The following is a 24,806-nucleotide window of genomic DNA, read 5'->3' as shown; positions in this document are numbered from 1 at the left end:
TGTTCTAGGGCTAAAACCGCTTGGCGTTTACAAAGTAGGGTAGCGCTTCCCAGGTTTTTGACCAGTTTTGCAGAATAAATCGCAACAGCCAAGGGGCAGAAGCTGCCATCAATATCAGTCCCACCCAGCTATTTTCCCGAAACTCACTCAAGGTCATTTCGGCACTAGGGGCTGCCAATAGCTCCAAAGCGATCGCCAAAATATTGTTCAACATGTGGCAAAAAATCGGTGCCCACAGCGAGCGGGTACGCAAATAGAGCAGCGCCATCACCAGGCCAAAGACAAACAGGCCGACCACGTTGGTATGCAATATGCCAAACAGCAGCGACGAGACCACTACCGCCGCTGGCGTATTCCACTTCGTGCCCCAGCGGTGTAGCAAAACACCGCGAAAGATAAATTCTTCGGCGATCGGGGCCACCATCACCACGTTGAGCATCATCAGACTGCTGTAGAGCCAGGGCACGGCGGTTTCTGACGTGAATAGGGTCGGGGGCTGCTGCAGCGTTTCCTCTACCAGTTCAGGGGCCAAAAAAGACAGGCCATAGAACGAAACTTGAAAGGCCCCCAGGGAAAACATCAGCAGCGCCACGGTCAGCACCGTAGCCATTACCCAGGAAAACCGTTGAGGCCGGGGGCCAAACAGATGACGGTATCGCAGCTTGGTTTTACGGCCCAGCCAGCCAATCAGCGGCCACAGCCCCAGAGACAGCAGCAGATAAGTCAGCGCCTGCAGCAGCGGATCGGTCGCCGCGATCGGCAGCCAGCCCATCATTTCCAACAGACTCAGCCCCAGACCCAATGCCACGCTAGCCCCGATCAGTCCCAGCAGCACCCACCGGAACTTGAGCGCCTCAAACGGATTAGGCATCGCCATAGGCAGGAACCGCCGCCCCTCGAATATCCCCTGCCGCCTCGGAGGCTAAGAAGGCAATAATTCTTGCTAAAGACGCTGGGCTGACCCACTGATCGGCCTCTTCGCTGCCCATCGCCTCACGGTTGGCCGGAGTGTCAATGACGCTGGGCAGTACCGCATTAGCCGTTACGTTAGTGCCTTGGGTTTCCTGGGCGATCGCCTGGGTCAGCGCTACCACGCCCGCCTTGGCTGCGCTGTAGGCCGCTAGCTGCGCCGCCGGCTGGGCCGCTCCCCGCGAGCCAATGGTGACAATACGACCATAGTTTTGCGCCAGCATTCGCTGCAGCGCGTACTTGCAGACTAAAAATGTCGTATCGAGGTTGAGGGTAAAATCTTTTTTCCAGTCCCCATAGTCATACTCGTGCAGCTTCCCCATTGAAAAGCCGCCAACTAAATGCACCAAAGCATCAACCCGGTTCATGCCTGCGACTAGCTTAGCCACGGCTGACTCATCACTCAAATCGGCCTCTACGAAGCGAATACGAGCCAGTTCGGCGGGCGATCGCTGGCTTTTCAGCGGCTCTACCTTAGTCGCACTGCGATAGGGAATGGTCAGTTCGGCTCCCTGCTCCAGCAAAATTGGAATCACGCCCCGGCCTAAACCACCTGTTCCCCCGGTGAGTAAAACTTGCTTACCCTGCATTGCCACCATCATCTCTCCTCGCATTTGCAGCTTTATCCTTATCTAATCTAGATGAGCGTGATACCCAGTGGCGTCCGGCTAGCGGCTGGAGCAGATAGGTCAGCTAACTGGCTGAGTCGCCTCAGCGATCGCTGCGAGATTGATTGCCGCTGTTAAAAACAGCCGGATTTTGGCTGAGCCAAGCGGTAGATAGAAAGTAGACCAATTTTACGGGGTCTGATTTGCCGATCTATGGCGACCGTCAAAGACAGATACGGCTGACCCTGAAACTGGTTTACCACAAGCTGTTGGGTCTAAGTGAAGGGTATGAAGCAGTTCAGAGCGCATTTACAATCCAGACCGTCAGCATTGATTTCTCACCCCGGTTCACACAGCTACCGGGTGAAGCGCGTCTCTCAGAATCAGTCTACTCAATCTAGCGACTCTTCACGACAGATGGACAGCACGCCGGTCGAAGCGCCTAAGGGCACTATTTTAATTGTTGATGACGCGCCAGATATCCTTAATCTACTCTCAGAATTTTTGTTTGGCTGCGGCTACATAGTCCACGGCATTAGTCAGTCTGATCAGACCCTGGCGTCAGCCCTAGAACATCAGCCCGATCTGATTCTGATGGATGCCCACATGCCCAAGCCTGATGGCTACACCCTTTGCCAGCAGCTCAAACAAAGCTCCGATTTACGGCAGATTCCCGTCGTCTTGATGAGCGTGTCTGCGGAAAAGGGAGACAAAGTCGGTGCCTTTGCTGTCGGTGCCGCCGATTACATCACTAAGCCCATTTGGTTAGAAGAACTGCTCGCGCGGGTCAACAGCCATATCACCACCTACAAGCTGCAAAAGCGCCTCCAGCTTCAAACTCAGCGAGCTTTATCCGCTAGCGGCCAGTCGCCCCTGCTAGCTGACCTGCAGCGGATGCTACACCGCCAGACTGAGCTGCTCAAGCGCCAAAATGAGCGGCTACAGCAGGAAATCCACGAGCGGCAGCAGGCTGAACAGGCATTGCTGCAGGAAAAGCAAAAGTCCGAGCAGCTTTTGCTGAATATTCTGCCTAGAGCCATCGTAGAGCAGCTTAAGCAGTTTGAAGGCTCGCTGGCGGAGCGATTTGATGAGGCCACAATTCTGTTTGCCGATATTGTCAATTTCACGCCGCTGGCAGCCAACGTGGTGCCGCTGGAGTTGGTGAACCTGCTGAACCAGATTTTCTCGGCCTTCGATCGCCTGGTGGACCAGTATGGCCTAGAAAAAATTAAGACGATTGGGGATGCCTACATGGTGGCTGGTGGCCTGCCTATTCCCAGAGCTGACCACACTGAGGTGGTGATGGAAATGGCGATCGCCATGCAGGAGGTGATTGCCTCGTTTACCCGCGACAATGAGGAACCGCTGCAGCTTCGCATCGGCATCAACACTGGCGCGGTGGTTGCGGGCGTAATTGGCATTCGCAAATTTAGCTACGACCTCTGGGGAGATGCGGTCAATATTGCCAGCCGCATGGAAGCCCAGGGGGTTCCCGGTAAAATTCAGGTGACCGAGCAGACCTACCAGAAGCTCAAGCATAAATACGACTTTGAGCCTGGTAGCGAAATTCAGATTAAAGGGCGGGGGCTAATGCCGGTTTATCACTATGTGCGACGGAAATCTTAAAAGGCGCTGGTAAACTGGGAAGCTGAGTACCTTCACCTGGGCTGAGTTGGGCATGGCAACATTTTTGCTAGAAGTGGGCACCGAAGAACTTCCGGCAGGCTTCGTCGATAGCGCTTTGAACCAGTGGCGATCGCGAATTGAGCCGTCGCTGCAGGAGCACTTTTTAGGCCCCAGTGCCCTCAAGTTTTACGGCACGCCGCGCCGCCTCGCCCTGGTGCTGGAAGGCTTACCGCTGCAGCAGCGCGATCGCGAAGAAGAGGTGAAAGGCCCCCCGGCTCAGGCCGCCTTTCGAGACGGCGAGCCGACCAAAGCGGCGATTGGCTTTGCTAAGTCACGGGGCGTTGACGTAGCGGCTTTAGAAGTTCGCGAAACAGACAAAGGTGCTTTTGTCTTTGTGCAACAAAAAATAGCGGGACGTCCTACTGCCGAAATTTTGACCGAGCTGGTGCCACAGTGGATCTTTGAGCTGGAAGGCAAACGCTTCATGCGCTGGGGTGATGGCGACCTCCGCTTTCCCCGCCCGATTCGCTGGCTGGTAGCGCTGCTAGACGACACTCTGTTGCCCATCACCCTAGAAAACGGCTCGGCAATCTGCCAGAGCGATCGCCATTCAGCCGGGCACCGAGTTCTGCATCCCGCGCCGCTGACAGTCGAATCGGCTACTGGCTACCGCGATCTGTTGCAGTCGGGCTATGTGGAAGTAGACCCGGCAGAACGCCGCCGTCAAATTCGGCAGCAGGTAGTGGCAGCGGCCCAGTCGGTCAGCGGTGAGGCCGCGATCGCTGAGAGCCTATTAGAGGAAGTGACGAACCTGGTGGAATGGCCCACTGCCGTGGTGGGCAAGTTCGACCCGGAATTCCTGGATCTGCCCGCCGAAGTGATCACGATGGAAATGGAGAGCCATCAGCGCTATTTTCCCGTCCGCCGCCGCGCCAATACCCCAGAACTGCTGCCCTATTTCATTACGGTTTCCAACGGCGATCCGGCCAAATCTGAAATTATTGCCGAGGGCAATGGCCGCGTGATCCGGGCGCGGCTGTCGGACGGCAAATTTTTCTATGATGCCGATCGTCAGGTGCCTTTGGCAGACTATGTCCCCAAGCTGGCCGCCGTCACTTTTGAAGAAAGCCTGGGTTCTGTCCGAGACAAGGTTGACCGGATCCAGGCGATCGCGAGCCGTATTGCCGATCAGCTAGCGCTGAGCCTAGGCGATCGCGCCGCTGTAGAGCGAGCAGCCCTACTGTGTAAAGCCGACTTGGTGACGCAGATGGTGGGCGAGTTTCCGGAGTTGCAGGGGGTGATGGGCCAAAAATATGCCCTCAGCAGCGGCGAGCCTGAAGCCGTTGCCACCGCCATTTTTGAGCACTACCTGCCTAGGGGTGCCCACGACCAGCTGCCCCAAACTCAAATTGGTCAGGTGGTGGGCCTTGCCGATCGCCTCGATACGCTAGTGGGTATTTTCAGCCTGGGCAAGCTGCCTTCGGGTTCATCTGATCCCTTTGCCCTGCGGCGAGCGGCTAATGCCATCCTCAATGTCACCTGGGCCGCCGAGCTGCCGCTGAATCTTAAAGCTTTGCTACAGCAGGTGATTGCCGACTTTGCCGCCACCGCAGCCTCCACTGTCAAAGACGCAGCCCAACTGCAAACTCAGCTAGAGGACTTCTTCCTGCAGCGAATTCGGACGCTGCTAGAGGATGAAAAAGGAATTGACTATGATTTGGTCAATGCGGTGCTCGGCGAAGAAGATGCCGCCTATGCCGAGCGGGCGCTGGCGGATGTGCTGGATGTCAGCGATCGCGCTCAGTTTTTACAGACAATTCGCAGTGACGGCACTCTGGCCGAAATTTATGAAACAGTCAACCGGGCTGCTCGCCTGGCCGCGCAGGGAGACCTAGATTTTTCTGCCCTCGATCCGGCTGCCGTAGTTGACCCCACTCTCTTTCAGCAGTCCTCCGAGCAGGCGTTTTTTGATAGTCTGCAGCAGCTCCTGCCGGAAACCCAGTCTGCTCAGAGCGATCGCAACTACCGCCAGCTCGTAAATGGCCTGGCGCAGGCGGCTCCGGTCGTCAGCAGTTTCTTTGACGGCCCCGATAGTGTTTTAGTCATGGACAAAGACCCCAATATTCAGCGCAATCGACTCAACCTGCTGGGCCTGCTGCGCAATCATGCCCGCGTCTTAGCCGATTTTGGCGCAATTGTTAAAAGCTAGGCTGGAGAGTCTGGCATGAACTTGCCGTTTTGAGGTATTAAAAGCCTATGGACTCCAAAGGCTCTTTTTCCATGCAGAAGCAGGCCCACGTGATTGGTTTAGGCAGGTCTGGCACGGCAGCGGCACGGCTGTTGAAGCAGGACGGCTGGCAGGTCACTCTTAGCGATCGCAATCCGTCAGCTTCCCTGCAACAGCAGCAGGCCCTAGAGCAAGCGGGCATCACCGTCAAAATGGGCCACGACTTTTCCCCCAGTCGTGATATTAACCTGCTGGTGGTGAGTCCAGGGGTGCCCTGGGACATTTCGCCGCTAGATCAAGCTAGAGAGCTGGATATTGAAACCATTGGCGAAACCGAGCTGGCCTGGCGATTTCTAGCCGATCGTCCCTGGGTTGGCATCACCGGCACTAACGGCAAAACCACAACTACGGCGCTGACGGCAGCTATTTTTCAGGCCGCCGGCTTTCACGCTCCGGCCTGCGGCAATATTGGCTACGCCGCTTGCGAACTGGCCTTAGACGAAGCGGTACCGGACTGGGTAGTGGCGGAACTCAGCAGCTACCAGATTGAAGCCTCCCCCACACTGGCGCCGCAAATTGGCATCTGGACAACCTTTACGCCCGACCATCTCAATCGCCACAAGACTTTGGCAAACTACTATGCCATCAAAGCAACGCTCTTGCGGCGATCCACTCTCCAGATTCTCAACGGCGATGACCCCCATTTGCGCACTCAGGCAGATACCTGGCCGGACGCCCACTGGACTAGCGCGGCAGGCCGCCAGGCGATCGCGCCGCTGCAGCCCACCACCTGGATCGAAGACGGCTGGGTCAAATTCAAAGGTACAGATGTCGTAGAAGTCAAGGCCCTGCGCATGGTCGGCGGGCACAATCAGCAGAATTTGCTGATGGCGGTAACCGCTGCCTGTCTGGCCGAAATTGAGCCTGCCGCGATCGCCGAGGCGGTGACTCACTTCCCCGGTGTGCCCCATCGCCTAGAGCAGGTTCTCACCTGGCAGGGAATTGACTTTATCAATGACAGCAAGGCGACTAATTACGACGCCGCTGAGGTGGGTTTGCAGGCAGTGGCCGCGCCGGTGGTGTTAATTGCGGGCGGGGAACCCAAAACGGGCAATGACGAAGCTTGGCTGCAGGCCATTCACGCTCAGGCAGCGGCGGTGTTGCTGATTGGTGAGGCAGCTCCGGCCTTTGCCCAGCGCCTAGAGCAGGTAGACTTTAGCCAGTTTGAAATTGTGGAGACCTTGGAGCGGGCGGTGTCGAGGGGGGCCGAACTGGCGGCCCAGCATCAGGCCAAAGCTGTTTTGCTCTCTCCTGCTTGTGCCAGCTTCGATCAGTACAAAAGTTTTGAACATCGCGGCGATCATTTTCGTCAACTTTGTCAGGCCCAGTTTCAATCCGCTTAGGCGATCGCGTTATCATAGGCTCGTTAAGCGCATTGACTGCTGGCTAGCGGCCCACTTAAACGAGCAGGATTCATGAGCTACGACAGTTCTCCTAAGTCTCAGGGTTTCTCACTTAAATTCATCAATAGCTTATTGATGATGCTCTCTGGCGGCGTCATGCTGGTGGCGCTGCTGGTGGCAATCGGTATTTGGCGCGCCGGTGGACGCTTTTTTGAAGGGCTGATGATGATGGTGCAGCCCCCGCCGCCTACTCAGGAGGTGGACATCCGCTCGGTGGTGGTGCGGCAGATTCAAAGCGCTAGCGAGCTAACCACCGCCGTTTTCACTATGGAAGCGGTCGTGCCTGCCAAGAGCGATCGCACCCTAGGCGGCTATGTGGTAGGCCGTACCAACCTGCTCTATATTGCCTACGGCGAAGTCCGCGCCGGCGTAGACCTAAGCGAGCTGACCTCTGAGGATGTGCAGGTCTTGGCCGACGGCGTGCGCGTCACTCTCCCGCCCCCGCGAATTCTAGACAGCAAGATCGATGTCGATCGCTCCTCAGTTTACGATTACGATCGCGGCTTTCTCGGACTAGGCCCCGACAACGCACCAGTGCTGCAGGACTTTGCTCAAGAAGAAGCCCTCACTAAAATTCTTAAATCAGCCTGCGCGGAGGGCGTTCTGCATGAGGCCAATGCCAGGGCCGAGCAGCTGGTCGGACAGCTTTTGTCCACCGCAGGCTACAGCAACTACCGCGTCCTTAGCCAGCCCCCTGCTGCCGAAGCTTGCCCAACGACTTAAAAATGCTGAAATCCTGACTCTAGCGACAGAGTGGCGATCGCCGCCCCGTTTTTGTCTCGGAGAGTTATCCCAGAATCCGCCGTAATCTGTCCGACAATGGCAGCGGGAGGGCCGATTTTCTCTACCAAAGCGGCGGCTAAATGAGGCGGCAAAGCCAGCACTAGCTCAAAATCTTCACCACCATAGAGGCACCAGTCTAAGGCCGTTTCGCCAGCCAGCCAGCCGCTGAAGCAGGGCGGCACGGGCAGGCGCGATCGCTCTAATTGTGCCCCCGTCTGACTTTCCCGGCAGATCTGCAGTACGGCATTGGCGAGGCCATCACTGCTGTCCATCGCGGCAATGGGACGGTTGCAGGACTCACAGACCTGCCAGAGGGCAGGCAGCACGTCAAAACGAGGCCGAGGCTGCTGGTGTGCCTGAATCAACGGCTGGCGCTCTGTCTCAGCTAAAGCCTGGCCTTTCTGCGGGTGCAAAAGCAGCTCCAAGCCAGCGCGGGACGCCCCGTGATATCCGGTAACTACGAGGGCATCGCCGGGCCGGGCCGCCGATCGCCGCAGAACTTTAGAGGGTGGCACTTGCCCTAAAGCCGTAATGGCGACGGTAATCACTGGAGCCCGGCAGAGATCGCCCCCCAGAATAACGCCGCCGTATTGTTCCAGGCAGGCCCCAATGCCTTGATAAAAAGGGTCAATCCAGTCCAAGGCAGTCTCAGGCGGTAGCCCCAGTCCCAGGGTCAGGCCCAGCGGCGCTGCCCCCATCGCGGCCAGGTCAGAGAGGTTAGCAGCCGTCGCCCGCCAGCCAACATGATAGGGGTCAGTGGTGCGATCGCTAAAGTGAATATCCTGCACTAAAACGTCAGTGGTGACAACGAGCTGCTGGCCAGTCGCCACGGAAAGAACGGCCGCATCGTCGGCGATCGCCCCGGCAGGGCAAAACTGACGCAAATGCTGCAGCAGACCAATTTCCCCTAGCTGTCTCACCGTTGAAGCCATCATCAATCACAGAGGAATCTTTGCAATTCGGTTATTCCATTTTCAGGCTGACGACGGATAACGCCCGTCACAATCGCCTGATTTAGATCGGCATCAGCTTGCAAACGAACCTTTGCCATTATGCGGGCTGTGAAGAGTCTCTAGCAGATGTTAGCTTTTCGTACAAAGCAGGAGCATCGACTTTTACTGGCTGCGGCATGTTATTAAACAGGCTCTCTTCAGCAAGCAAATAAGCATCAATATCAGCGCGGTTTGCCAAATAAAAAGTGATAGCGCCGTATACCTTTTCTAAGTCCAGCAGTGGATAGGACTGAGCAATATTTTCAGGAGATAAACCCTGGCGAAAAGCATAAACGATAGAGTCTAGTGAAATTCGAGTATCGGTAATCCAGTACCCTTCGTTCTCAAATTTCACGTATGGCTTAGTAGAAATAGTAGACATAGAACTGCAATAAGCTAAACCACTTCTGAAATCATAAACCAGTCAATAGGAGACCGCTTATATCAAAGCTGGACTGATTCGTTCAACAGTCTGGCTTAACACATACACCGCATGGGTTTTAGCTTTGTATTGGCGCGGGGGTGTCTTACGCATTATTTTAAATCCCATTCGCAGCCAAAACTGTAGACCCCGCTCGTTAGCTTCGATCGCTACCAGAGAAATTTTGCTGATGCCTTGCGCCTCTACCCAGCGCTCAAACGCTCTGTAAAAGTCAGCTCCCAGTCCCCGCCCCCGGTATTCAGGAGCAACCATCATCAGTCCAATCCACCAGGTTTGCGCATCCGGGTAGTGCCGTATCCCGGCAATCATGCCAGCTAGCTCCTGCTGGGCATTAAATAGGCCAAAGATGTAGTTGTCTGCTGAAGTTTTTCCTGCTGGCAGATCGTCAAATTCCTCCCTTGCCGCCGTTGGCGCTGGGGATAAACCATCTGTCAGGTGAAAAAACGCCGTACATTGCTCATAGAGGCGTTGCAGAATGTCTGCATCCTGCAGTGTGAGTCGCCGCGCGAAATAGCCAGGACGCTTTAGCGCAAAGCCTGTTGGATTGTTCATGCCCTACCTGAAATTTCTAAAAGGCGGCGATCGCACTTAGATGCGCCCATCCAGCTCTGATCGCTCATCAATAGGTCTTTGGTAGCTTGGCTTCGAGAACAACTAGAGAGTGAACCTTACGCCCTACAGCACTAGGGCATAGTCTACGAGCTGCAAAAGACGCTGTCGCAGAGTTTCTAAGCCAGTGCGTTCTTGGGCCGAGATAAAGATAGCCTGGGGATATTCTTCCTGGGCGATCGCCAAGGTATCGCTATCTACCTGGTCGAGCTTATTAAACGCCAATAAGATCGGCCCCGGCGTAATCGGCATCTCCGACAAAATACCCATCACCGCGCGGATCTGGCTTTGCCAAGCTGGGTGGGAGAGATCCACCACATGCAGCAGCGCGTCGGCCTCAGTCACTTCCTCTAGGGTGGCCCGGAAAGCATCGACGAGGGAAGGCGGCAGCTCGTGGATAAAGCCCACCGTATCGGTGAGGACGAGCGATCGCACCTCGTGGGTTTCGGCATCGGTGGCCGTAAGACGGCGCGTGGTGGGATCTAAAGTGGCAAAGAGCTGATCGGCAGCATAGATTTCGGCATTGGTGAGGGCGTTGAGCAGGGTCGATTTACCCGCATTGGTGTAACCCACTACGGCAATGGACGGCACATCCTGACGCTGGCGCTGCTGCCGCATCCGCGAGCGATGAGCCTGAAGCTGGGTCACTTCTCGCTGCAGCCGGGCAATCCGCCGCTGGATGGCTCGGCGCTCAGTCTCTAGCTTAGTTTCACCGGGGCCACGGGTACCAATCCCGCCCCCCAGTCGCGACATCGCCTGTCCGCGCCCGGTCAGCCGGGGGAGCTGATACTCTAGCTGGGCTAGCTCCACCTGCAGCTTTCCGGCTCCGGTTTTGGCCCGCTGGGCAAAGATATCTAAAATCACCTCAGTGCGATCCACCACCCGCACTCCCACGCGAGCTTCCAAGTTGCGCACCTGGGCCGGAGAAAGATCGCGATCGAAGACCACTAAACTAGCCCCTCTGGTCTGAGCGGTTAGGGCAATTTCCTGCACCTTACCCGCCCCCACTACCGTTTGGGGATGGGGACGGGCTCGTTTTTGCGAGAGACTCTCTAGCACCTCGCCACCTGCCGTTTCTACGAGGCGCTGTAGTTCCTGCAGCATATTTTGAAACTGCTCCGACTCGCCCTGCTGGGTCATAAGACCGACTAATAAAGCTCGGTCATGGCTAGTATCGACCTGCTGAGCCACATACTCGCGGCGAAACTCAGCTTCTAGGCCCTCAGTCAGATCGACAAAATCCTGCTGGGCCAAGACGTCTAAGCTCAAAGGCGGTGAAACTGTCCATTTGGCTTCAGGATGGGGGACTAAATGGGCTAAATAAGCCGATTGCACATAGCCCGTAGCGCCGCCGCCTCGTCGGGTAAAACCTGCCCCTGTCAGCGTGAGCAGCACCAAAGCGTCAAGCCGCTGTAGGGCCATTACGGTTAAATCGCCGTCCCCTGGTGCCTCTTTCTTGAGCTGAGTGCCTACGCAGCGAATGCCACAAAGCCGTTCCGCTCCGTAGCGCGGCAGCTCTAGCAGCGGAATTTGAGTTTGCCGGGGATTGCCGACTCCAACTCGAATGACCTGACCCCGGCGGTTAAGATAGGCGCAGACGGGCTGACCAATTTCGGTACTAATAGCGGCTAGGCGTTGGGCGAATTCAGGCGTTGTAATGCGATCGCCCGGTAAACGCTGATGGTAGAGACGTTTTAACTGCTTTAGCTGGCTGGACTTGAGTCCCTGTAGCTGTCCATAAATAGTTTCAACAGACACGCGTAAATTTTCGTGAGGTTAATGGACGTGTCTCCTTATTTTAATAGAGTCTAGCGGGAGACGTAGAGCGGCTCAGTTACTAAACGTAATGGTAACTAACTGTTACATATCGAGTAGACAGTTGATGACAAACTGAGGAACTATGGAAGCAGAGGATACAAGTACAGGTCAACTAATTTACAAATCGCTGTTATCTATTTAACGTACCAACGCTAAGGACACTTGAAACTCATGGGGCTGCGTAAATCACATAAAAGCCGCTGTTATTCAGGGTTTATTCGGATCCAGAAGCGATACAATCGCTACACTGAGCAGAGCAAGGATATGGAATATGCGCGGGATCCGGAAGTGCAGATAGATGGACAGCGTTTAAATCGTTGCTTAGAAACGCTAGAAAGCTTCTCTGGTGAGTAGTTTTAGCCTAAGCCATGGCGGGCTGAGCTATGCCTAATTGGGATTGCAGAGAATTCTAGGCGTAATCCGTTGTATATTTAAAAGCTGTTTGAACTTTGGTTCAAGCACAGCGCTATTTGAAAATCCAGATAATTCAGACTATAACTCTGCTATTACCAAACGCTAGCTGAGTTTTTCTCTGGCGAAATAGTCTTAGATTGTGATTGAGATGAGTTAATATGAACACTGACATAAAACCAGAATCTACCTTACCAGAATCTACCGAGACTGCTGGCACCAGCGTTAATTCAGTCACTTCAACCACAACACCTGGGGCTGATGAACCTGACCAATGGCAGAAAGTTTGGGCGCGGATATCTGTCCTTTTGGCGGACTTACCTGAGTACGTTACTGACTTTTTTAAAGAGTACCGGCGACCCATCACGACCATCGGACTCATCTTTGCCGCTTTGGTGTCCGTCAAGCTGATGCTAGCCGTTCTCGGTGCTATTAATGACATTCCCTTGCTCTCACCGCTGTTTGAGCTGATTGGCTTGGGCTATGTTATTTGGTTTGTCTATCGCTATTTACTCAAGGCTTCTAATCGTCAAGAACTGGTAGAAGACTTTAACTCACTGAAGGATCAGGTGCTAGGTCGGAAGGCCGCTTAGTATTCCTATTCAATTTATTCAATCGTAATCTCTCGTCTAGACAACTGGGTGAGAGATTTTAGTTTAGGGGTGGCTCAGCAACTGATAGACCCCCCAAATTGCCATCGGTCGTAGATAATGACAGGCCCGGAAAGTACCCACGGAGGTGATTGCTTCCGGGGTGCGGAACTGGAGGCCATGTTCATAGATTTGTCGAACTACAGCTTCAGTAATTTCTAAGGCTCTATCGGCCATCCCCATCTGAGCTAAAAAGGCCGCTAGACCAAAATTGATGCCCGTCCAAACTTCGAGCTGATGGGTGCCGTCGGGATCTTCTGGGGAGCCATTGGGCAGCACTCCATTAGCCGCGCCAATTTTGACGCCCAAGCTAGCCGCGCTAAAGTTGCCGCTCTGCGCTCCGGCAAACTTTTGACTCTGCGGTGTTGCTCGGTTTGCAGCATATTCATTAAAACGAATGAAACAGGCGAAATAAATTGACTCCAATGCAGATTGGGCGAATTCAGGGGCAACGATGTCTGGCAGGTCTAACAGCCGGGCCATAAACTGACCGCAGAGCTGATCGGCCATCACCACCTCAGAGCCACTGGCAGTATCGAGGCGATAGTACTGCCCGTTCCACAGCTTTTTGTGATAAATCGATCGCCCCTGTTCCAGCCAGCGCCGATACTGGGCTAGCAAAATCGGCAAATTGCCGGGGCCAAGCTGCTGCGCCGTCAGCCTTTCACCTATGGCGATCGCGGCCTCTAGTGCTGCTAACCACAGCCCACCGCAGTAGGCGCTAATGCCTTTGAGCTGCCAGTCATCAAAAGTTTGATCAGGGGCACCACCGTTTTCAGGAATGCCGTCGCTGTCGTAGTCGAACTGTTTCAGATATTTCAGTGTTTCCGCGATCGCGGGCCAGCACTCCACCAAGAAGTCCGTATCCGTCTCGTCAGTGAATTTGTAGGCTCGGTACACCTGCAAAACAAAATCGCTGGCAAGATCTTTCCACTGGTTGCAGTCCTGGTAGCTGGTGTAGTTGGTGGCTACAAACGGGTGCTCATTGGGAGCGCCGAGGTCATGGGGGGTAGCCCCTCTAGCCTTGCGAATGGCCTGATGGTTAGCTGCGCCAATGGTGTAGTAGTAACCAATGATGCGCAGCGTATCGTCAGCGGTGGGAATGGCGCGGGCAAAGGCGCGGAGAATGGCTTTTTCCAGCTTTGGCCATAACAGCAGCAGGCCAAAGCCGCCATAGAGCCGCACGTCTAAGCTTTCGTACCAGCGATAGTCCAGACATTCCAGCACCGCAAACTGTCCCACCGGATCTTGCTCACTAGCGGCTGTCCACAGAGTTCCACCACTGGTGAGGTCATACAGCTCATTAAACAGGGCCATTTTGAACCAGTTAGGTAAGTCGGCCCGATCTAAAATAGGCTGCTGCCAGTCGATGATCTGCTGCTGCCAGGTTTTATAGTTTTGCAGAGCGGTTTGGGCGATCGCTTGCGCGCTGCGCCCCGATCGCCCGAAAAAGTCCGTATAGCGACGATAGGCAGAGATGCCAGCCGCAAACTCAGTGACGGGCAAGTCCCACGCCAGTGCCAGGGGAATCTGGCGGGTTTCTCCCGGCTGCAAGGTGAAGCGAACAGCAATGGCACAGCCAGTCTGCTCACCCTCAGCCGCAGGGGTTTCATCGTGGCAACCACTCAGGGAACCGTCTTGGGCAAAGGTTGACCACAGGTCGCTGCCGTCTCCGGCCGGATTCCAGCGGGTATGACAGAAAATCTCCAAATCAGGCTGGGGAACCGTGGCGATCGCCCACTGACCATCTCCTTCACCGGGCAGAGTCTGCGGCTTCTGGGCCCAGCTTCCCGTCATCAAACAGCCGGCGATCGCCTCAGACTGCAGCCGCTGATTAAAATTGCCCGCACTCTGCCCGATTCTAGGGACGTAATCATAAAACGGACTGCCATCATCCCGCTGCTGCACGGCTGGTGACTTGTTGGCATTGGTAAACCAGCCCACCATATTCTGCCAGCTCAGCAAGAGGCTGAGAGTTAGTGGCTTATCAGTGGGGTTATGTGCCGTCCATTCAAAGACGGCAACTGGATAGCTGGCTTCCTGATAGCTGTTGGCCCAAATGGGCGAAAACTGCTCGCAGTGCAGCTCGGCCTGAAACACATTTTTGTAAGTAAACCAGCTCCGAGGGTAGAGGGCGTGATAGGTGCCGGTGTCGGCAACTTGAGGATGGGGGGATACCGGAATAGATGGATTTTCAGACTTCTGCACGTCTCCCGCTTGCCGCGTCTCTGCCTCAGCTAGCGGATACCACTGCCAGGCTGGCAATTCCTGCTGCGGGGCCTCGGTGCAAAGCGCAAAAGCCTGAGTCGTACCGTCGGCAGCCTGCTCAAACAGGCTGAACTGGCAGCCGGGAAAAGTTTGAAAAATATGTTCGCCGCCGTCGAGGTGCCAAAGGTTAAAGTCGCCTCTGGGCGATCGCCCCATGCAGCCGGCCCCGAAACCGCCCAGGGGCGCACCATGCCAGGGGCCATCATCTAAATTACTGGCGTAGCGGACGATGTAGGGAGTTTGCCAGCCGAGTCCTAGCGGGCGGCTCCAGGCACAGGTAGGGATGGGGGGAAGCGCAGGAAAATTTGTCATCCCCTGATTTTACAAAGGGATGGCGGGTTTTAGACTAAGTGCTGGGCTTCTAGAAAAAAGACAGCCAGGCGAAACAGACTCAGGCCGATAAAGCTGATCAAAATGAGGCTGATAGTGATGTTGAGCAGAGCGCGAACAGATTGCATGGCGTTTTATGAGCGGCTGTCGGTCATAACCCCAGTCTAAACTGAGATTTCTGTAGCCGCGTGACCTCAAAACTAGAACTCTGCTCAAGCAACTACCTACAGCCCAGGAAACAGCTGGCAGACAAACTGTAATCTACTAGCTGCTTCAGTCATATTCCACACAAGGGCGCAACGGTGACCCCCCAACGAGACTTACGAGGTATGGACACGGGGCTTGCGCGCACCCACTGTAGCGCCAATGAGAGAGGCTACCAATCCCAGTAGTGAGCCAAACAAGAATGACCAGCCCGCTTTAGCCACATTGGCCGCATATTGCTGCGCTTCCTGGGGATTCACGTTGGGAACAGCCGCCTCCGGATTAGGCAAAGAGATGCCACCCGGTTCCTGAATCTGATCGACCACAGAACCCGCATTGGCCGCTACGATTCCAAACGTGCCTGAAACACCGCTTGCCAGTAGCCAAGCGCTGATTGCCAGCGTCGTTGCCCATAAAATTGTGCCATTAAGCATGGCAGTTTTTTTATTCATGGGGCCACAGGTACTGGCCATAATCCAGCTACCCAGAAATAAGGCAATAAGCAGGCTAATAATGGCCCAAATTCCCACGCCGATACTGACTGCTCCCGCCGCCGTACCGCTGGCTCCCGCCGTCAGGCCAATGGAGGCTCCCAAAGCGCTTAAGACGAGCTGAGCCGCGATAGAAATAACGATTCCGGCAAAGATCGGCCCCCAGCGAACGCGATCGTGATATTCAACGACAGGATTAACAACGGGTGGTGCGGCAGGATTTTTGTAATAAGGTTCGTTGACCCCTTCTTGATATGTCATCTTGAGGGTTGCTCCTAAATAAACCTGAGAGACTTCTAAAAACGTAGTGAGTAGATTCAAAAGTCAGATGTTTTTTAACTTACGTTTTTGGTAGAAAACAAGTCTCTACCCTGAGACTGAGAAAACTTATTTTTTAATGGTTCTTAATCAAGACCTGTTACTAAACATTCATTTTTCAGCAAGATAATTTCGCAATAAAATCTATCTCTAATGATTGATGAAAAGACGGCTATTACTATCAAAAATTAGAACGTCTTTATTCATTGAATTAGCGCTATGGCACTCTTCAAAATCAGCGATCGCTATCCAGATTACAGAGATCGCTTTTTAGACGGTAATGATATTAAAGGGCTAGATGTTTATACTCAGGCCAACAATGAAAAAGCAGGCAGTATTCGTGATGTCCTGATCGATGAAGCCAACCGGATTCGCTATTTCGTGGTTGATACAGGTTTTTGGGTATTTGGCAAGCAGGTTCTGCTGCCTATTGGTCGCTGCGTAGAAGCCCCTGACCACACCCGTATCTATGTCACAGGTTTGACTAAGCAGCAGGTAGAGGCTTTACCTGAGTATCCCGCTGATTTGAACGCTATTGATCGCGACTACGAAGAGCGTGTTCGCTCAGTTTATCGAACCGGAAGTGCTGAAGTCTCTGCTCCGGTAGAAATGTCTGTTCCTGTAGAGCAAGCTGGTATCAAAGGATATAGCGTTACCCAACCGCCCACTGACCCGGCTAGCAATCCCGCTGCCGTCGAGCCACCGGCTAGCATTTATGAGCAGACGCCTGAACTCTATACTACGAGTCCTGAGAATCAGCGCCTGCGTTTGTATGAGGAACGCTTAGTGACTGACAAGCAGCGTCATAAAGCTGGCGATGTTGTTGTCAGTAAGCAAGTGGAAACTAATCAAGCTGAGGTGGTAGTGCCGGTGCAAAAAGAAAAAGTTGTGATTTCGACCCGGTCAGGCGGGGAAACCTCAAGCGATCGCCCAGTCAATCAAGATTTTCAAGCGGGTGAAGTAGCTCGAATAGACATTTATGAAGAGCAAGCTGACATTCAAAAAGAAGTTTTTGTTCGTGAGGAAGTGAACCTGCAGAAGCAAGTTGAGCAGGATACGGTGACAGCCCGCGAGACACTGCGCCGTGAAGAACTTGACGTACAGACCGAAGGATCTCCTAACGTCATCGATCGTCAGGCATAAACCCATTCCGGCTGTAGTTCAAACATAGAGAGAAATATTGTGAGACTGGAACAAGATTGGTCTAGCCAAAAAGTAACTGCCATTATCGGCGGAACGGGAGCGATCGCTCTGCTGCCAGGCGCTTTTTTGCTCGTTGCTGAGGCTCAAACTCCCTATCCGGATGTCCCCGCAGACTATTGGGCCCAGCCGATTATTCAGCAGCTCAGTCAGGCCGAAATCCTGACGGGCTATCCTGACGGCACCTTCAGACCCGAACAGCCGATTGACCGTGATGAATATGCCGCTGTTATTCGCCAAGCCTTTGACACGGAAACGATCCGGGCTTTGCCCCAGGCTAGCGCCTTTGCCGATGTGCCAGATAACTACTGGGCCAGCACGGCCATCGAGGAAGCTTATGAAATGGGCTTTATGGGCACGCCTGACCCTAATGAGTTTGAGCCAAAAACTGAAATTAGCCGTGCTAATGCCATAGTGGCCCTGGTGGAAGGACTCGCTCTCCAGGAAGAAGCCGTTCCGGTGGCAGCCGTTCCCGCTGCGGCTAAGACGGTGCAACCTGTCAGACAACAAGGGAAAACGCCCAACCAGTTAGCCTTTCCTCTCGCTGGAACCGCGATGATGCAGCTTTTTGCGCTACCGACTACAGCTGCCCCGCCACCCCCTACAGCCGCGCCCGCCGTCACAGCCGCTAACGATGACGCCCCAGAGACTGAACTAGATTTAAGCGAATACTATACCGACGCGGCTCAGATTCCTGACTATGCCCTCGATCAAATCGCCCTAGCTACTCAAAAAGGGCTAGTTGTTAACCATCCTGAGCCGAGTGTGTTAAACCCCAATGAACCCATCAGTCGCGGTGGGGCGGCAGCCCTGATTTATCAGGCACTCGTCTATGAGAACAAACTAGAGCCGCTGCCTGAAACGGCGGAGCTTTCTCAGTTTGTGATTGGGCCTGAATCAGCACCTGAGACAGCGGATTAGCGACAGCCTCCTGCCCTGAACAAACCTGAATTCTGCAGTCAAGTTCGTTATCGATCCAGAACTCTCTCCCAGAACACAAGTCCTGAGTTTTCTGTATCGACGTAGCTATCCCAGAACAGCCATCTTAGACACATCGGCTAACCCACCGATGTCCCCCCAATCTTGGAGAAGCTGCAAAATGAACGCATCTGCCTGCCTGACCTCTGCGATCGCTCTCTTCTTTGCCCCCGCCGCCATTGCTCAGACGCAGCCTGAACAGTTCCCCATCGCGCCCCTGCCAGAACCCACCGAGCTAGCGCAAATCGTGACCGATTACGCGGCCATAGTCGTCAAAGTGCCAGAAGCGATCGAGCTTGACCTGAGCGCCGTCAGCGGCACTGCCGTTCCGACTACTCTCTATCTAGCTCAGCCCATTTTTTATCGCACAGGCAACATTGCGATCGCCGCTGATTGCCCTATTGAGGCTCGCTTAGTCCCCAGCGCCAATGGCGTTCGCATTGTTACCGAAGCGGTTTTAGTCAACGGACAGCTCATTCCGCTGCAGGCCACCAGCGACATCGTACCGCCGAGCCGAATTGAGACGCCGCCGCCAGTGGTCCCTACTAATGCTCCACCGCAGCTTGTGTCTCTGGGCCGCAGCGTTGGCAGCTTTTTAGGCGATGGCCGCGAAAGCAGCCTAATTCAGGGGGCGATGGTCGGCCAAGCTGCCGATATCCTGATTGATTTGATTTCACCGCCCAGCAATCCTAGTCGCGCCATTGTTACTTTTTCACCTAACAGCCAATATATTCTGCGACTTGACGCTGCCGAATAGCCTAGCCTTGTCGTCACTGGCTCAGTCAAACCGTTCCGGCAAAACGCTCTGCCACGGCGTAAGCCGCGATCGCCGTTGTCAACCAATCGAGTTTGTCGCCAAGTCCGTGGCCGCTGCCGATAAGATTAAAAAGGTAAATCTGGTCTGACTTTAGGACATTGCGCAATGCCGACGGTAGTTGTGGCGACAGGAAATCCTGGCAAGCTGAAGGAAATGCAGGTCTATCTGCAGCCTCTGGGCTGGACGCTAGAGCTGAAGCCATCTGAGATTGAGGTGGAAGAAACCGGGCAGACTTTTTTAGAAAATGCCAGACTCAAAGCAGCTCAGGTGGCGATCGCTACTGAGAAATGGGCGATCGCCGATGATTCTGGCCTCCAGGTAGACGCCCTCAATGGGGCACCCGGACTCTATTCCGCCCGCTATGGCAAAACCGATCGCGATCGCATCGAACGCCTGCTGCGCGAGCTGGGAGACAGCCCCAATCGTCAGGCCCAGTTTGTCTGTGCCATTGCCTTAGCTCAGCCAGAGGGTCAGATTGTCTTGGAAACCGCAGGCATTTGTCCCGGCACTATCTTGACCGCCCCCAGGGGTAGTGGTGGCTTCGGCTATGACCCCATTTTCTATGTGCCCCGTTTAGGCAAAACCTTTGCCGAGATGACACCATCGCAAAAAGAGCAGCACAGTCACCGGGGTATTGCGTTTGAACAGCTCCTGCCAAAGCTGCGATCGCTGCAGCTTACCTAGCGATTTTCCGGTGCGTAGAGAGCCATCATGTTAGCTAGCTCACGGACATAGCGATCGCGCACATGTTCTGGCCCGACTATCACACAGTCGGCCCCGTAGCGGTGGACTTCGCGGAAGAACCAAAAAGTGTTGTGAATACGGCGTACAACGCGGCGTAGATCATCCGACCTCTCATCAACAACATCATTGAACCGAGCTTCATAAGCGCTGGCTAGCCCTCTCAGCAAGTGTATTTCTACGTCAATGCTGTCAAGCTGGCCTCGCCATTGACCGTCAATGGCTGCAAGTGCCTGAATTCGATCGAGCCGTAGCGTTCGATTGTGTTTAAGCTCCGGGATATCGTAGTTGTCTTCTACCTCCTGGCACCATACTTGCAGGTACAAGCGCTTTTCGATTGAATTTATAGCTGTAGCCACTTTTATTAGGACGCTGCCTGCCTAAGAACGTCCTCCATCGCTGTGCGCAAATTGGCCGACAACGCGAACTGCTTGCGAATCCGGCTTTTCAGCCAGGCCCAACACTTTTCAATGCGATTGAGGTCTGGTGAATAAGGCGGCAGATAAAGCAGACGACACTTGGCTGCTGCTATCAACTCGGCAATGCGACCGCCATGATGAAAGGTGGCATTATCAAGAATCACCCAGTCCCCAGGCTGTAAGGCAGGAATCAGGCAGGTTTCTAACCAGGTCTCAAAAACTCTCCGATTACAGGCCCCCTCGATGGTGAAGGGGGCTATCAGCTCAGTGCCTCGATACCCCGCTATCATGTTGATGCGTCCCTGGCGCCGGCCTGACTTGAGGTCATAGACCCGCTCCCCTACCGGGGCATAGGCGTACCCATAATCATCCCGTTCGTCCATGCCAGCTTCATCGACATAGACTATATGGCAGGCTCTAGGGTCATCGCCGACTTGCTCCTGGAAGTCGCTGCGCTTGGCTTCATCGCGTTGATGGTAGCCATAGGTCTTTTTTTTCGCGTGAAGTTGATCTTCTGCAGCGCCCTTGAGATAGTCCGTTGGCTAATCGGCTCTGGCCATAGGGCGGCCATCTCGGCTTGGGTGCAGTTGCGATGTTCTGCGACAAAAACGCGAAATGCCTGCCAGTCGGTAATCTTAGCAGCTCGACTATTGCCTTTTCTCGATTTTGGCTTGAGATGGCCTGTTTTGGCTTGGCGCTGAAACCAGAGATTAATCGTATTGCGACTAATGCGGAACAATTCACTAGCCTCACTTTTCTTGAGACCATCCAACTCGATCGCCTCAATCACTTTTTGCCGGAAGTCTTCGCTGTAGGGTCGAGCCATTGTCAAGTAACCGTATCAACTTATTCCAGTCTATGTCCTAACCTGATTGGCTACAGCTATAGTTCTGCGTAGTAAACCGTGAAGTCAAAGAGTGACTGGTCTGGTCTTCCATAACTGACTAGGAAAGGCTGCTGCTGGTTGATGAACTGCTCTAGCTGTAGCCGATAGCCCTCTATGGGCTGGCTAACCTGCTGCATAAGGCTCTGCTTCAGCGGCGGCTCAAGATCTCCGTAGCTTAGTAAAAGTGTAATTACACTTTTGGCCTCGTTAATGTGTCCGGCATCTACCATACTTAACCTGCCGCAATACAGTCATCTCCTCAATCGCCTAGAAGACCTGCGATCGCGCATCAAATACCCATCACAGTCAGCAATCAATTGCAGCTACCAAGTCCTTGAAGACCTCGAATTGCTGCTCCGGGTTTTAGCGCAGGCATTGCTCATAGGGAACACGCTGAGTCAACCAAACGGAGAAACTACCTCGCCATGCCCCATAGCCTCGTCCTTAATCTCCTGCCCGAATCCCCAATTCCCCCTGGCTTCACTTCCGGCAGGCATCTCCACGCCCTCTTTCTCAGCCTGGTCAGCACTGTCGATGCTGAAATGGGCGACCAACTTCACGCCAACCAAGGCAATAAATCCTTTACGCTAAGCCCTTTGCAGCTCCTGAAACAGCACCGCAGGCAACCGCAAAATCTGGCTAAATCGCCGCTGCAGTGGACCTATCGTCAGCCTATTTCCTCCGGTACCCCCTGCTGGTGGCGCATTTCCTTACTAGACGATCGCCTCTTTGGCCGCCTCACTCAGCTCTGGCTCAATCTCAATCCTGAGAAACCTTGGCACTTAGGGCCTGCTAATTTACATGTCACCAGCATTTTAGGAACACCGCAAAGCACCCAGCCCTGGGCCGACTTCTGCAATTATGAGCAGCTCTATGAGCAAGCCTCAGATCAAGAACGCAAGCTGACGCTTCAGTTCTACACGCCCACGGCTTTTCGCCAAAGCAAATTCGACTCTGCTATGCCAACTCCCGATCGAGTTTTTGGCAGCCTGTTGCGCCGCTGGAACTACTATAGTGGGCTGGAGTTTTCGTTAGAAATTCTAGAGTTTCTGCGACCTAGTTACTTCGATATTCGCACAGAAGTTGCCACTGATCCGCGCAGTCAGTTTCAAGATACCGGAGCAAAAACCTATGCCTGCAATCAGTTCACTGGCTGTGTCGGCAAGGTTACTTACCGAATCTTGGGACAGGTTGATGCAACTACTCTTAAACAGCTCAATACGCTAGCTGACTTTGCCCTCTATGCCGGAGTTGGGCGGAAGACGCCGATGGGGATGGGGATGTGTCGGAGGGGTGGAAGGGTAGAGGAGTTGAGGGGTGGGAATGTTTAGGGGAACGGATATATCCAATGGGTTGCATATGGGTAAGTTTGTGAAAGTTTATCGAGATTTGGAGGTGTATCAAGTTGCTTTTGCAGCAGCTATGAATATCTTCAAGGTGTCAAAACGATTTCCAGTTGAGGAACGATGTTCATTTGGTCAGTGGATGCAGTTCAGCGTGTTCGAGTGTAGTTTGACAGCAACTCAGTACACAAAGCTGCGCAACCGCTTGAATAAATTGATTAAATCGGAGGAAGATAGTATCCGCTTCTATTTTTTGTGTGAGTGCTGTCAGCGAAAGGTGGAGCGTATTGGAGGTGAGGCGGTTCGAGATGATACGGTCTTTTTTGCCTAAGTATTAGTCTGCGCGAGTGGGCAGGTGTTTGATGGCTTGAATACTCTCAATCATGCTCAAATCCTTACTGAATAATGCTTTCGGCGATCGCTCTGGCTTGAACAATCCGCGCAACGGCTATACGCCTTGTTTTTCTTGGATTTCATACAATTTCTTCCATGCTTAAATTAGCTTTTCTCTAGTTAAGACGCTATGATTTGGGCAATCCGCGCATCCGAACCTGGAAAACCAAATACCATAACCCTTTGCAAGCCCCGCCGTTCCAACCAAACCAAAGCCCTCTCAGGGATTGAAACAATGACGTGACGAGGGAGACAATTTCCCGGCAGCAGGTTCCAACCAAACCAAAGCCCTCTCAGGGATTGAAACCACATAAGTGAACGCCTGTTCTACGACTCGCTTGGCGTTCCACCCAAACCAAATCAAAGCCCTGAGGGCTTTTGCTGCTCTCAGGGCTTGATGCTTCGTAGCCTAGTAGTAATACCCCCAGGGGAATTCGAATCCCCGTCGCCTCCGTGAAAGGGAGGTGTCCTAGGCCTCTAGACGATGGGGGCACAGCCTTTCAACGTTTTCCAATATACCGAACTGCGCTGCCAGTGTCAATTTACAGCAAAAAAATTTTTGAGATTTTTCTACCGACGATATTAAGCTTATGCGCTGTACCCTCAGATGTGAGACCCCTCAGGTATGAAACAGGTAGTGGTCAAGCGGAGCAGACAGAATTGCGCAGGCGAATAAGCTGACGACGAAGCTGGGGGGAAGCCTCTAGCTCAGAAAGCTGTTGCACCTGAACATCGGTGTGAAGCGTTTCTAGATAGTCATCGCTGCCATAGGCAAAAGCATCAACCAGTAGCTGAATGAGTTGTTCGCGATCGCGAACGGGCAAGTTCTCTTCAATCAGGCGAAATTTGAGGTGGATTTCACACTCATATACACCGGGCATATCATCAGGAGTTGGATTAAGCGAACTGTTCATTCTTCAAAAACCAATGAGCTGTTAACCGAGTCCTAAGGGAAAAGTGTGGATCCTACTGGCTAAAATTGAAATCCTGAAGTAGGAACTTTTCACTTTGAAAATTCAAGACTTATTTATATCTAAAAACTAACATTACTCATTTCAAGTAAGAATCCGCTAAATAGCTGAAACCATCTTCTCAAAACGCATTTTTATCAGCATTTACCGCGAATTGGGTCAAATCACCAAGCAATAAATATTACCTGGGTCAATGCCTTAAAAGCAGAGCGGAATGATAAATTGCCCTATTCTATTGGGCTACAGCAGATACACCACAGTTTAATCAAACCGCAAAATGTCTCCGAAAAATTTTATGTCTGCCGTTTAGATTGCAAGATTCAAGTTATCTATACATTCATTTCATCAAGTCTTTATATTCGAGTTGATGTTGATAATTTATTAGACAATCTTCACAAGCTTTTGGCTTAAATGATGACTCAGTATGTTTGCAGATAAAGCCTTTATTTGATAACTGATTGAATTTGAGATACGGATACTTGGTAAACTGGCCGAGCAGTCTTATAGATGTCCTCAAAAACCGCTACAGTCGGTGACCGTTATGCCCAAATACAGGACTTCTGCCGGCCTCTAGCTTGTCTATGCCATAAAAGCAGACTGTAGCAAACAACACATAACCTTTATTGAGAATATTTTGTTAGGTGCTGCAGACAGCCGCTTTTAGACTCAAGACGCTTCCCCTATTTAGCTAAACATAAAGCCACCCTGCGCGATCGCCGCCATCCCCTCTCAAATGTGCTAAGACTGTTCCATAGCCCTAGATGCCTCTTTGGGGCTTGCTGCGGCTGAAGCAAGCTATCGCAAAAGGCTTGCCAGTTGTCTTATGAGAGAACATCAGAGTTAGAAGGG

The 24,806-nt window shown here is 53.3% G+C and carries 24 protein-coding genes and 1 tRNA gene; 11 read left to right on the top strand and 14 right to left on the bottom strand.

From position 1 onward, the window contains the following. Positions 1-10 precede the first annotated feature (10 nt). Both QJQ48_RS19695 and fabG read right to left on the bottom strand, forming a co-directional pair. On the bottom strand, positions 11-877 hold the full coding sequence (locus tag QJQ48_RS19695) for a CPBP family intramembrane glutamic endopeptidase (RefSeq protein ID WP_346292959.1): 867 nt from the start codon (positions 875-877) through the stop codon (positions 11-13). Beyond that, the gene (fabG, locus tag QJQ48_RS19690; RefSeq protein WP_346292977.1) at positions 864-1,559 is read right to left on the bottom strand and encodes a 3-oxoacyl-ACP reductase FabG; all 696 of its coding nucleotides are present in this window, start codon (positions 1,557-1,559) and stop codon (positions 864-866) included. The genes QJQ48_RS19695 and fabG overlap by 14 nt, the downstream gene beginning before the upstream one ends. Before the next feature lie 435 nt (positions 1,560-1,994). Between fabG and QJQ48_RS19685 the strand changes: the two genes are divergently transcribed. The 4 genes from QJQ48_RS19685 to QJQ48_RS19670 all read left to right on the top strand — a co-directional run bounded on the left by QJQ48_RS19685 (position 1,995) and on the right by QJQ48_RS19670 (position 7,616). Then, positions 1,995-3,203, top strand: coding sequence for an adenylate/guanylate cyclase domain-containing protein (locus QJQ48_RS19685; protein ID WP_346292958.1), 1,209 nt, complete (start codon positions 1,995-1,997; stop codon positions 3,201-3,203). A 52-nt stretch (positions 3,204-3,255) separates the two neighbouring features. Continuing rightward, positions 3,256-5,412 carry a glycine--tRNA ligase subunit beta gene (gene glyS / locus QJQ48_RS19680; protein WP_346292957.1) on the top strand — a complete coding sequence of 719 codons (2,157 nt, stop codon included), beginning with the start codon at positions 3,256-3,258 and terminating at the stop codon, positions 5,410-5,412. Positions 5,413-5,459: 47 nt separating this feature from the next. Continuing rightward, positions 5,460-6,833, top strand: coding sequence for a UDP-N-acetylmuramoyl-L-alanine--D-glutamate ligase (murD, locus tag QJQ48_RS19675; protein WP_346292956.1), 1,374 nt, complete (start codon positions 5,460-5,462; stop codon positions 6,831-6,833). A 72-nt stretch (positions 6,834-6,905) separates the two neighbouring features. After that, positions 6,906-7,616: a DUF4230 domain-containing protein gene (locus tag QJQ48_RS19670; protein WP_346292955.1), complete on the top strand. Its 711-nt coding sequence runs from the start codon at positions 6,906-6,908 to the stop codon at positions 7,614-7,616. Here QJQ48_RS19670 and thiL read toward each other — a convergent pair. From thiL to hflX, 4 genes are all read right to left on the bottom strand, one after another. Then, entirely contained in the window at positions 7,613-8,611 is a 999-nt protein-coding gene (gene thiL / locus QJQ48_RS19665) for a thiamine-phosphate kinase (protein ID WP_346292954.1), read from the bottom strand. The two genes, QJQ48_RS19670 and thiL, sit on opposite strands and share 4 nt — an antisense overlap. A 115-nt stretch (positions 8,612-8,726) precedes the next feature. Next, on the bottom strand, positions 8,727-9,050 hold the full coding sequence (locus QJQ48_RS19660; RefSeq protein ID WP_346292953.1) for a DUF433 domain-containing protein: 324 nt from the start codon (positions 9,048-9,050) through the stop codon (positions 8,727-8,729). 57 nt (positions 9,051-9,107) lie between these two features. Continuing rightward, entirely contained in the window at positions 9,108-9,662 is a 555-nt protein-coding gene (locus QJQ48_RS19655; protein ID WP_346292952.1) for a GNAT family N-acetyltransferase, read from the bottom strand. 123 nt (positions 9,663-9,785) lie between these two features. After that, on the bottom strand, positions 9,786-11,477 hold the full coding sequence (hflX, locus tag QJQ48_RS19650) for a GTPase HflX (RefSeq protein ID WP_346292951.1): 1,692 nt from the start codon (positions 11,475-11,477) through the stop codon (positions 9,786-9,788). A 632-nt stretch (positions 11,478-12,109) separates the two neighbouring features. On the opposite strand from hflX, the gene QJQ48_RS19645 reads away from it, so the two are divergent. After that, complete coding sequence (locus QJQ48_RS19645) at positions 12,110-12,541, top strand: CAAD domain-containing protein (RefSeq protein ID WP_346292950.1); 432 nt, start codon at positions 12,110-12,112, stop codon at positions 12,539-12,541. Positions 12,542-12,604: 63 nt separating this feature from the next. Here QJQ48_RS19645 and QJQ48_RS19640 read toward each other — a convergent pair whose 3' ends face one another. Together QJQ48_RS19640 and QJQ48_RS19635 are read right to left on the bottom strand one after the other, a co-directional pair. Further along, entirely contained in the window at positions 12,605-15,178 is a 2,574-nt protein-coding gene (locus tag QJQ48_RS19640; protein WP_346292949.1) for a GH116 family glycosyl hydrolase, read from the bottom strand. Between the two features lie 338 nt (positions 15,179-15,516). Next, complete coding sequence (locus tag QJQ48_RS19635; protein WP_346292948.1) at positions 15,517-16,152, bottom strand: hypothetical protein; 636 nt, start codon at positions 16,150-16,152, stop codon at positions 15,517-15,519. A gap of 276 nt (positions 16,153-16,428) precedes the next feature. On the opposite strand from QJQ48_RS19635, the gene QJQ48_RS19630 reads away from it, so the two are divergent. From QJQ48_RS19630 to QJQ48_RS19620, 3 genes are all read left to right on the top strand, one after another. Further along, positions 16,429-17,352: a DUF2382 domain-containing protein gene (locus QJQ48_RS19630; RefSeq protein WP_346292947.1), complete on the top strand. Its 924-nt coding sequence runs from the start codon at positions 16,429-16,431 to the stop codon at positions 17,350-17,352. A 39-nt stretch (positions 17,353-17,391) separates the two neighbouring features. Then, positions 17,392-18,330, top strand: a complete 939-nt coding sequence (locus QJQ48_RS19625; protein ID WP_346292946.1) for an S-layer homology domain-containing protein — start codon at positions 17,392-17,394, stop codon at positions 18,328-18,330. Between the two features lie 178 nt (positions 18,331-18,508). Further along, entirely contained in the window at positions 18,509-19,144 is a 636-nt protein-coding gene (locus tag QJQ48_RS19620; protein ID WP_346292945.1) for a hypothetical protein, read from the top strand. Positions 19,145-19,169: 25 nt separating this feature from the next. Here the strand turns inward: QJQ48_RS19620 and QJQ48_RS19615 are convergent, their stop codons facing one another. Then, complete coding sequence (locus tag QJQ48_RS19615; RefSeq protein ID WP_346292944.1) at positions 19,170-19,310, bottom strand: hypothetical protein; 141 nt, start codon at positions 19,308-19,310, stop codon at positions 19,170-19,172. Here QJQ48_RS19615 and rdgB point away from each other — a divergent pair. Next, positions 19,310-19,888, top strand: a complete 579-nt coding sequence (gene rdgB, locus QJQ48_RS19610; protein ID WP_346292943.1) for an RdgB/HAM1 family non-canonical purine NTP pyrophosphatase — start codon at positions 19,310-19,312, stop codon at positions 19,886-19,888. The two genes, QJQ48_RS19615 and rdgB, sit on opposite strands and share 1 nt — an antisense overlap. On the opposite strand, the gene QJQ48_RS19605 is transcribed toward rdgB, so the two are convergent. The 3 genes from QJQ48_RS19605 to QJQ48_RS19595 form a co-directional block, all read right to left on the bottom strand. Next, positions 19,885-20,271 carry a WCX domain-containing protein gene (locus QJQ48_RS19605; protein WP_346292942.1) on the bottom strand — a complete coding sequence of 129 codons (387 nt, stop codon included), beginning with the start codon at positions 20,269-20,271 and terminating at the stop codon, positions 19,885-19,887. The genes rdgB and QJQ48_RS19605 overlap by 4 nt on opposite strands. 38 nt (positions 20,272-20,309) lie before the next feature. Continuing rightward, a protein-coding gene (locus QJQ48_RS19600) for an IS630 family transposase (RefSeq protein WP_346292941.1) occupies positions 20,310-21,190 on the bottom strand; the annotation gives its coding sequence in 2 pieces (ribosomal slippage) (positions 20,310-20,858 and positions 20,861-21,190; 879 coding nt in all). A gap of 56 nt (positions 21,191-21,246) precedes the next feature. Continuing rightward, a complete protein-coding gene (locus QJQ48_RS19595) occupies positions 21,247-21,480 on the bottom strand; it encodes a hypothetical protein (RefSeq protein ID WP_346292940.1) in 234 nt (77 codons plus the stop codon). A 195-nt stretch (positions 21,481-21,675) separates the two neighbouring features. Between QJQ48_RS19595 and cas6 the strand changes: the two genes are divergently transcribed. Together cas6 and cas2 are read left to right on the top strand one after the other, a co-directional pair. Then, positions 21,676-22,581 (top strand): CRISPR-associated endoribonuclease Cas6, encoded by a 906-nt coding sequence (cas6, locus tag QJQ48_RS19590; RefSeq protein WP_346292939.1) that lies wholly within the window; start codon positions 21,676-21,678, stop codon positions 22,579-22,581. A gap of 91 nt (positions 22,582-22,672) precedes the next feature. Further along, the gene (cas2, locus tag QJQ48_RS19585; RefSeq protein ID WP_346292976.1) at positions 22,673-22,924 is read left to right on the top strand and encodes a CRISPR-associated endonuclease Cas2; all 252 of its coding nucleotides are present in this window, start codon (positions 22,673-22,675) and stop codon (positions 22,922-22,924) included. 481 nt (positions 22,925-23,405) lie between these two features. On the opposite strand, the gene QJQ48_RS19580 is transcribed toward cas2, so the two are convergent. Both QJQ48_RS19580 and QJQ48_RS19575 read right to left on the bottom strand, forming a co-directional pair. Further along, positions 23,406-23,478, bottom strand: a tRNA-Glu gene (locus QJQ48_RS19580). Positions 23,479-23,627: 149 nt separating this feature from the next. Next, on the bottom strand, positions 23,628-23,900 hold the full coding sequence (locus QJQ48_RS19575) for an Npun_R1517 family heterocyst differentiation transcriptional regulator (RefSeq protein ID WP_346292938.1): 273 nt from the start codon (positions 23,898-23,900) through the stop codon (positions 23,628-23,630). Positions 23,901-24,806: the final 906 nt, after the last annotated feature.

Source organism: Sphaerothrix gracilis Ecp01, assembly GCF_030405905.1.
Classification (GTDB): Bacteria; Cyanobacteriota; Cyanobacteriia; order Phormidesmidales; family Phormidesmidaceae; genus Sphaerothrix; species Sphaerothrix gracilis.
Note: the sequence above shows the minus strand (reverse complement) of the source record. Positions and strands in the feature narration are given on the sequence as shown.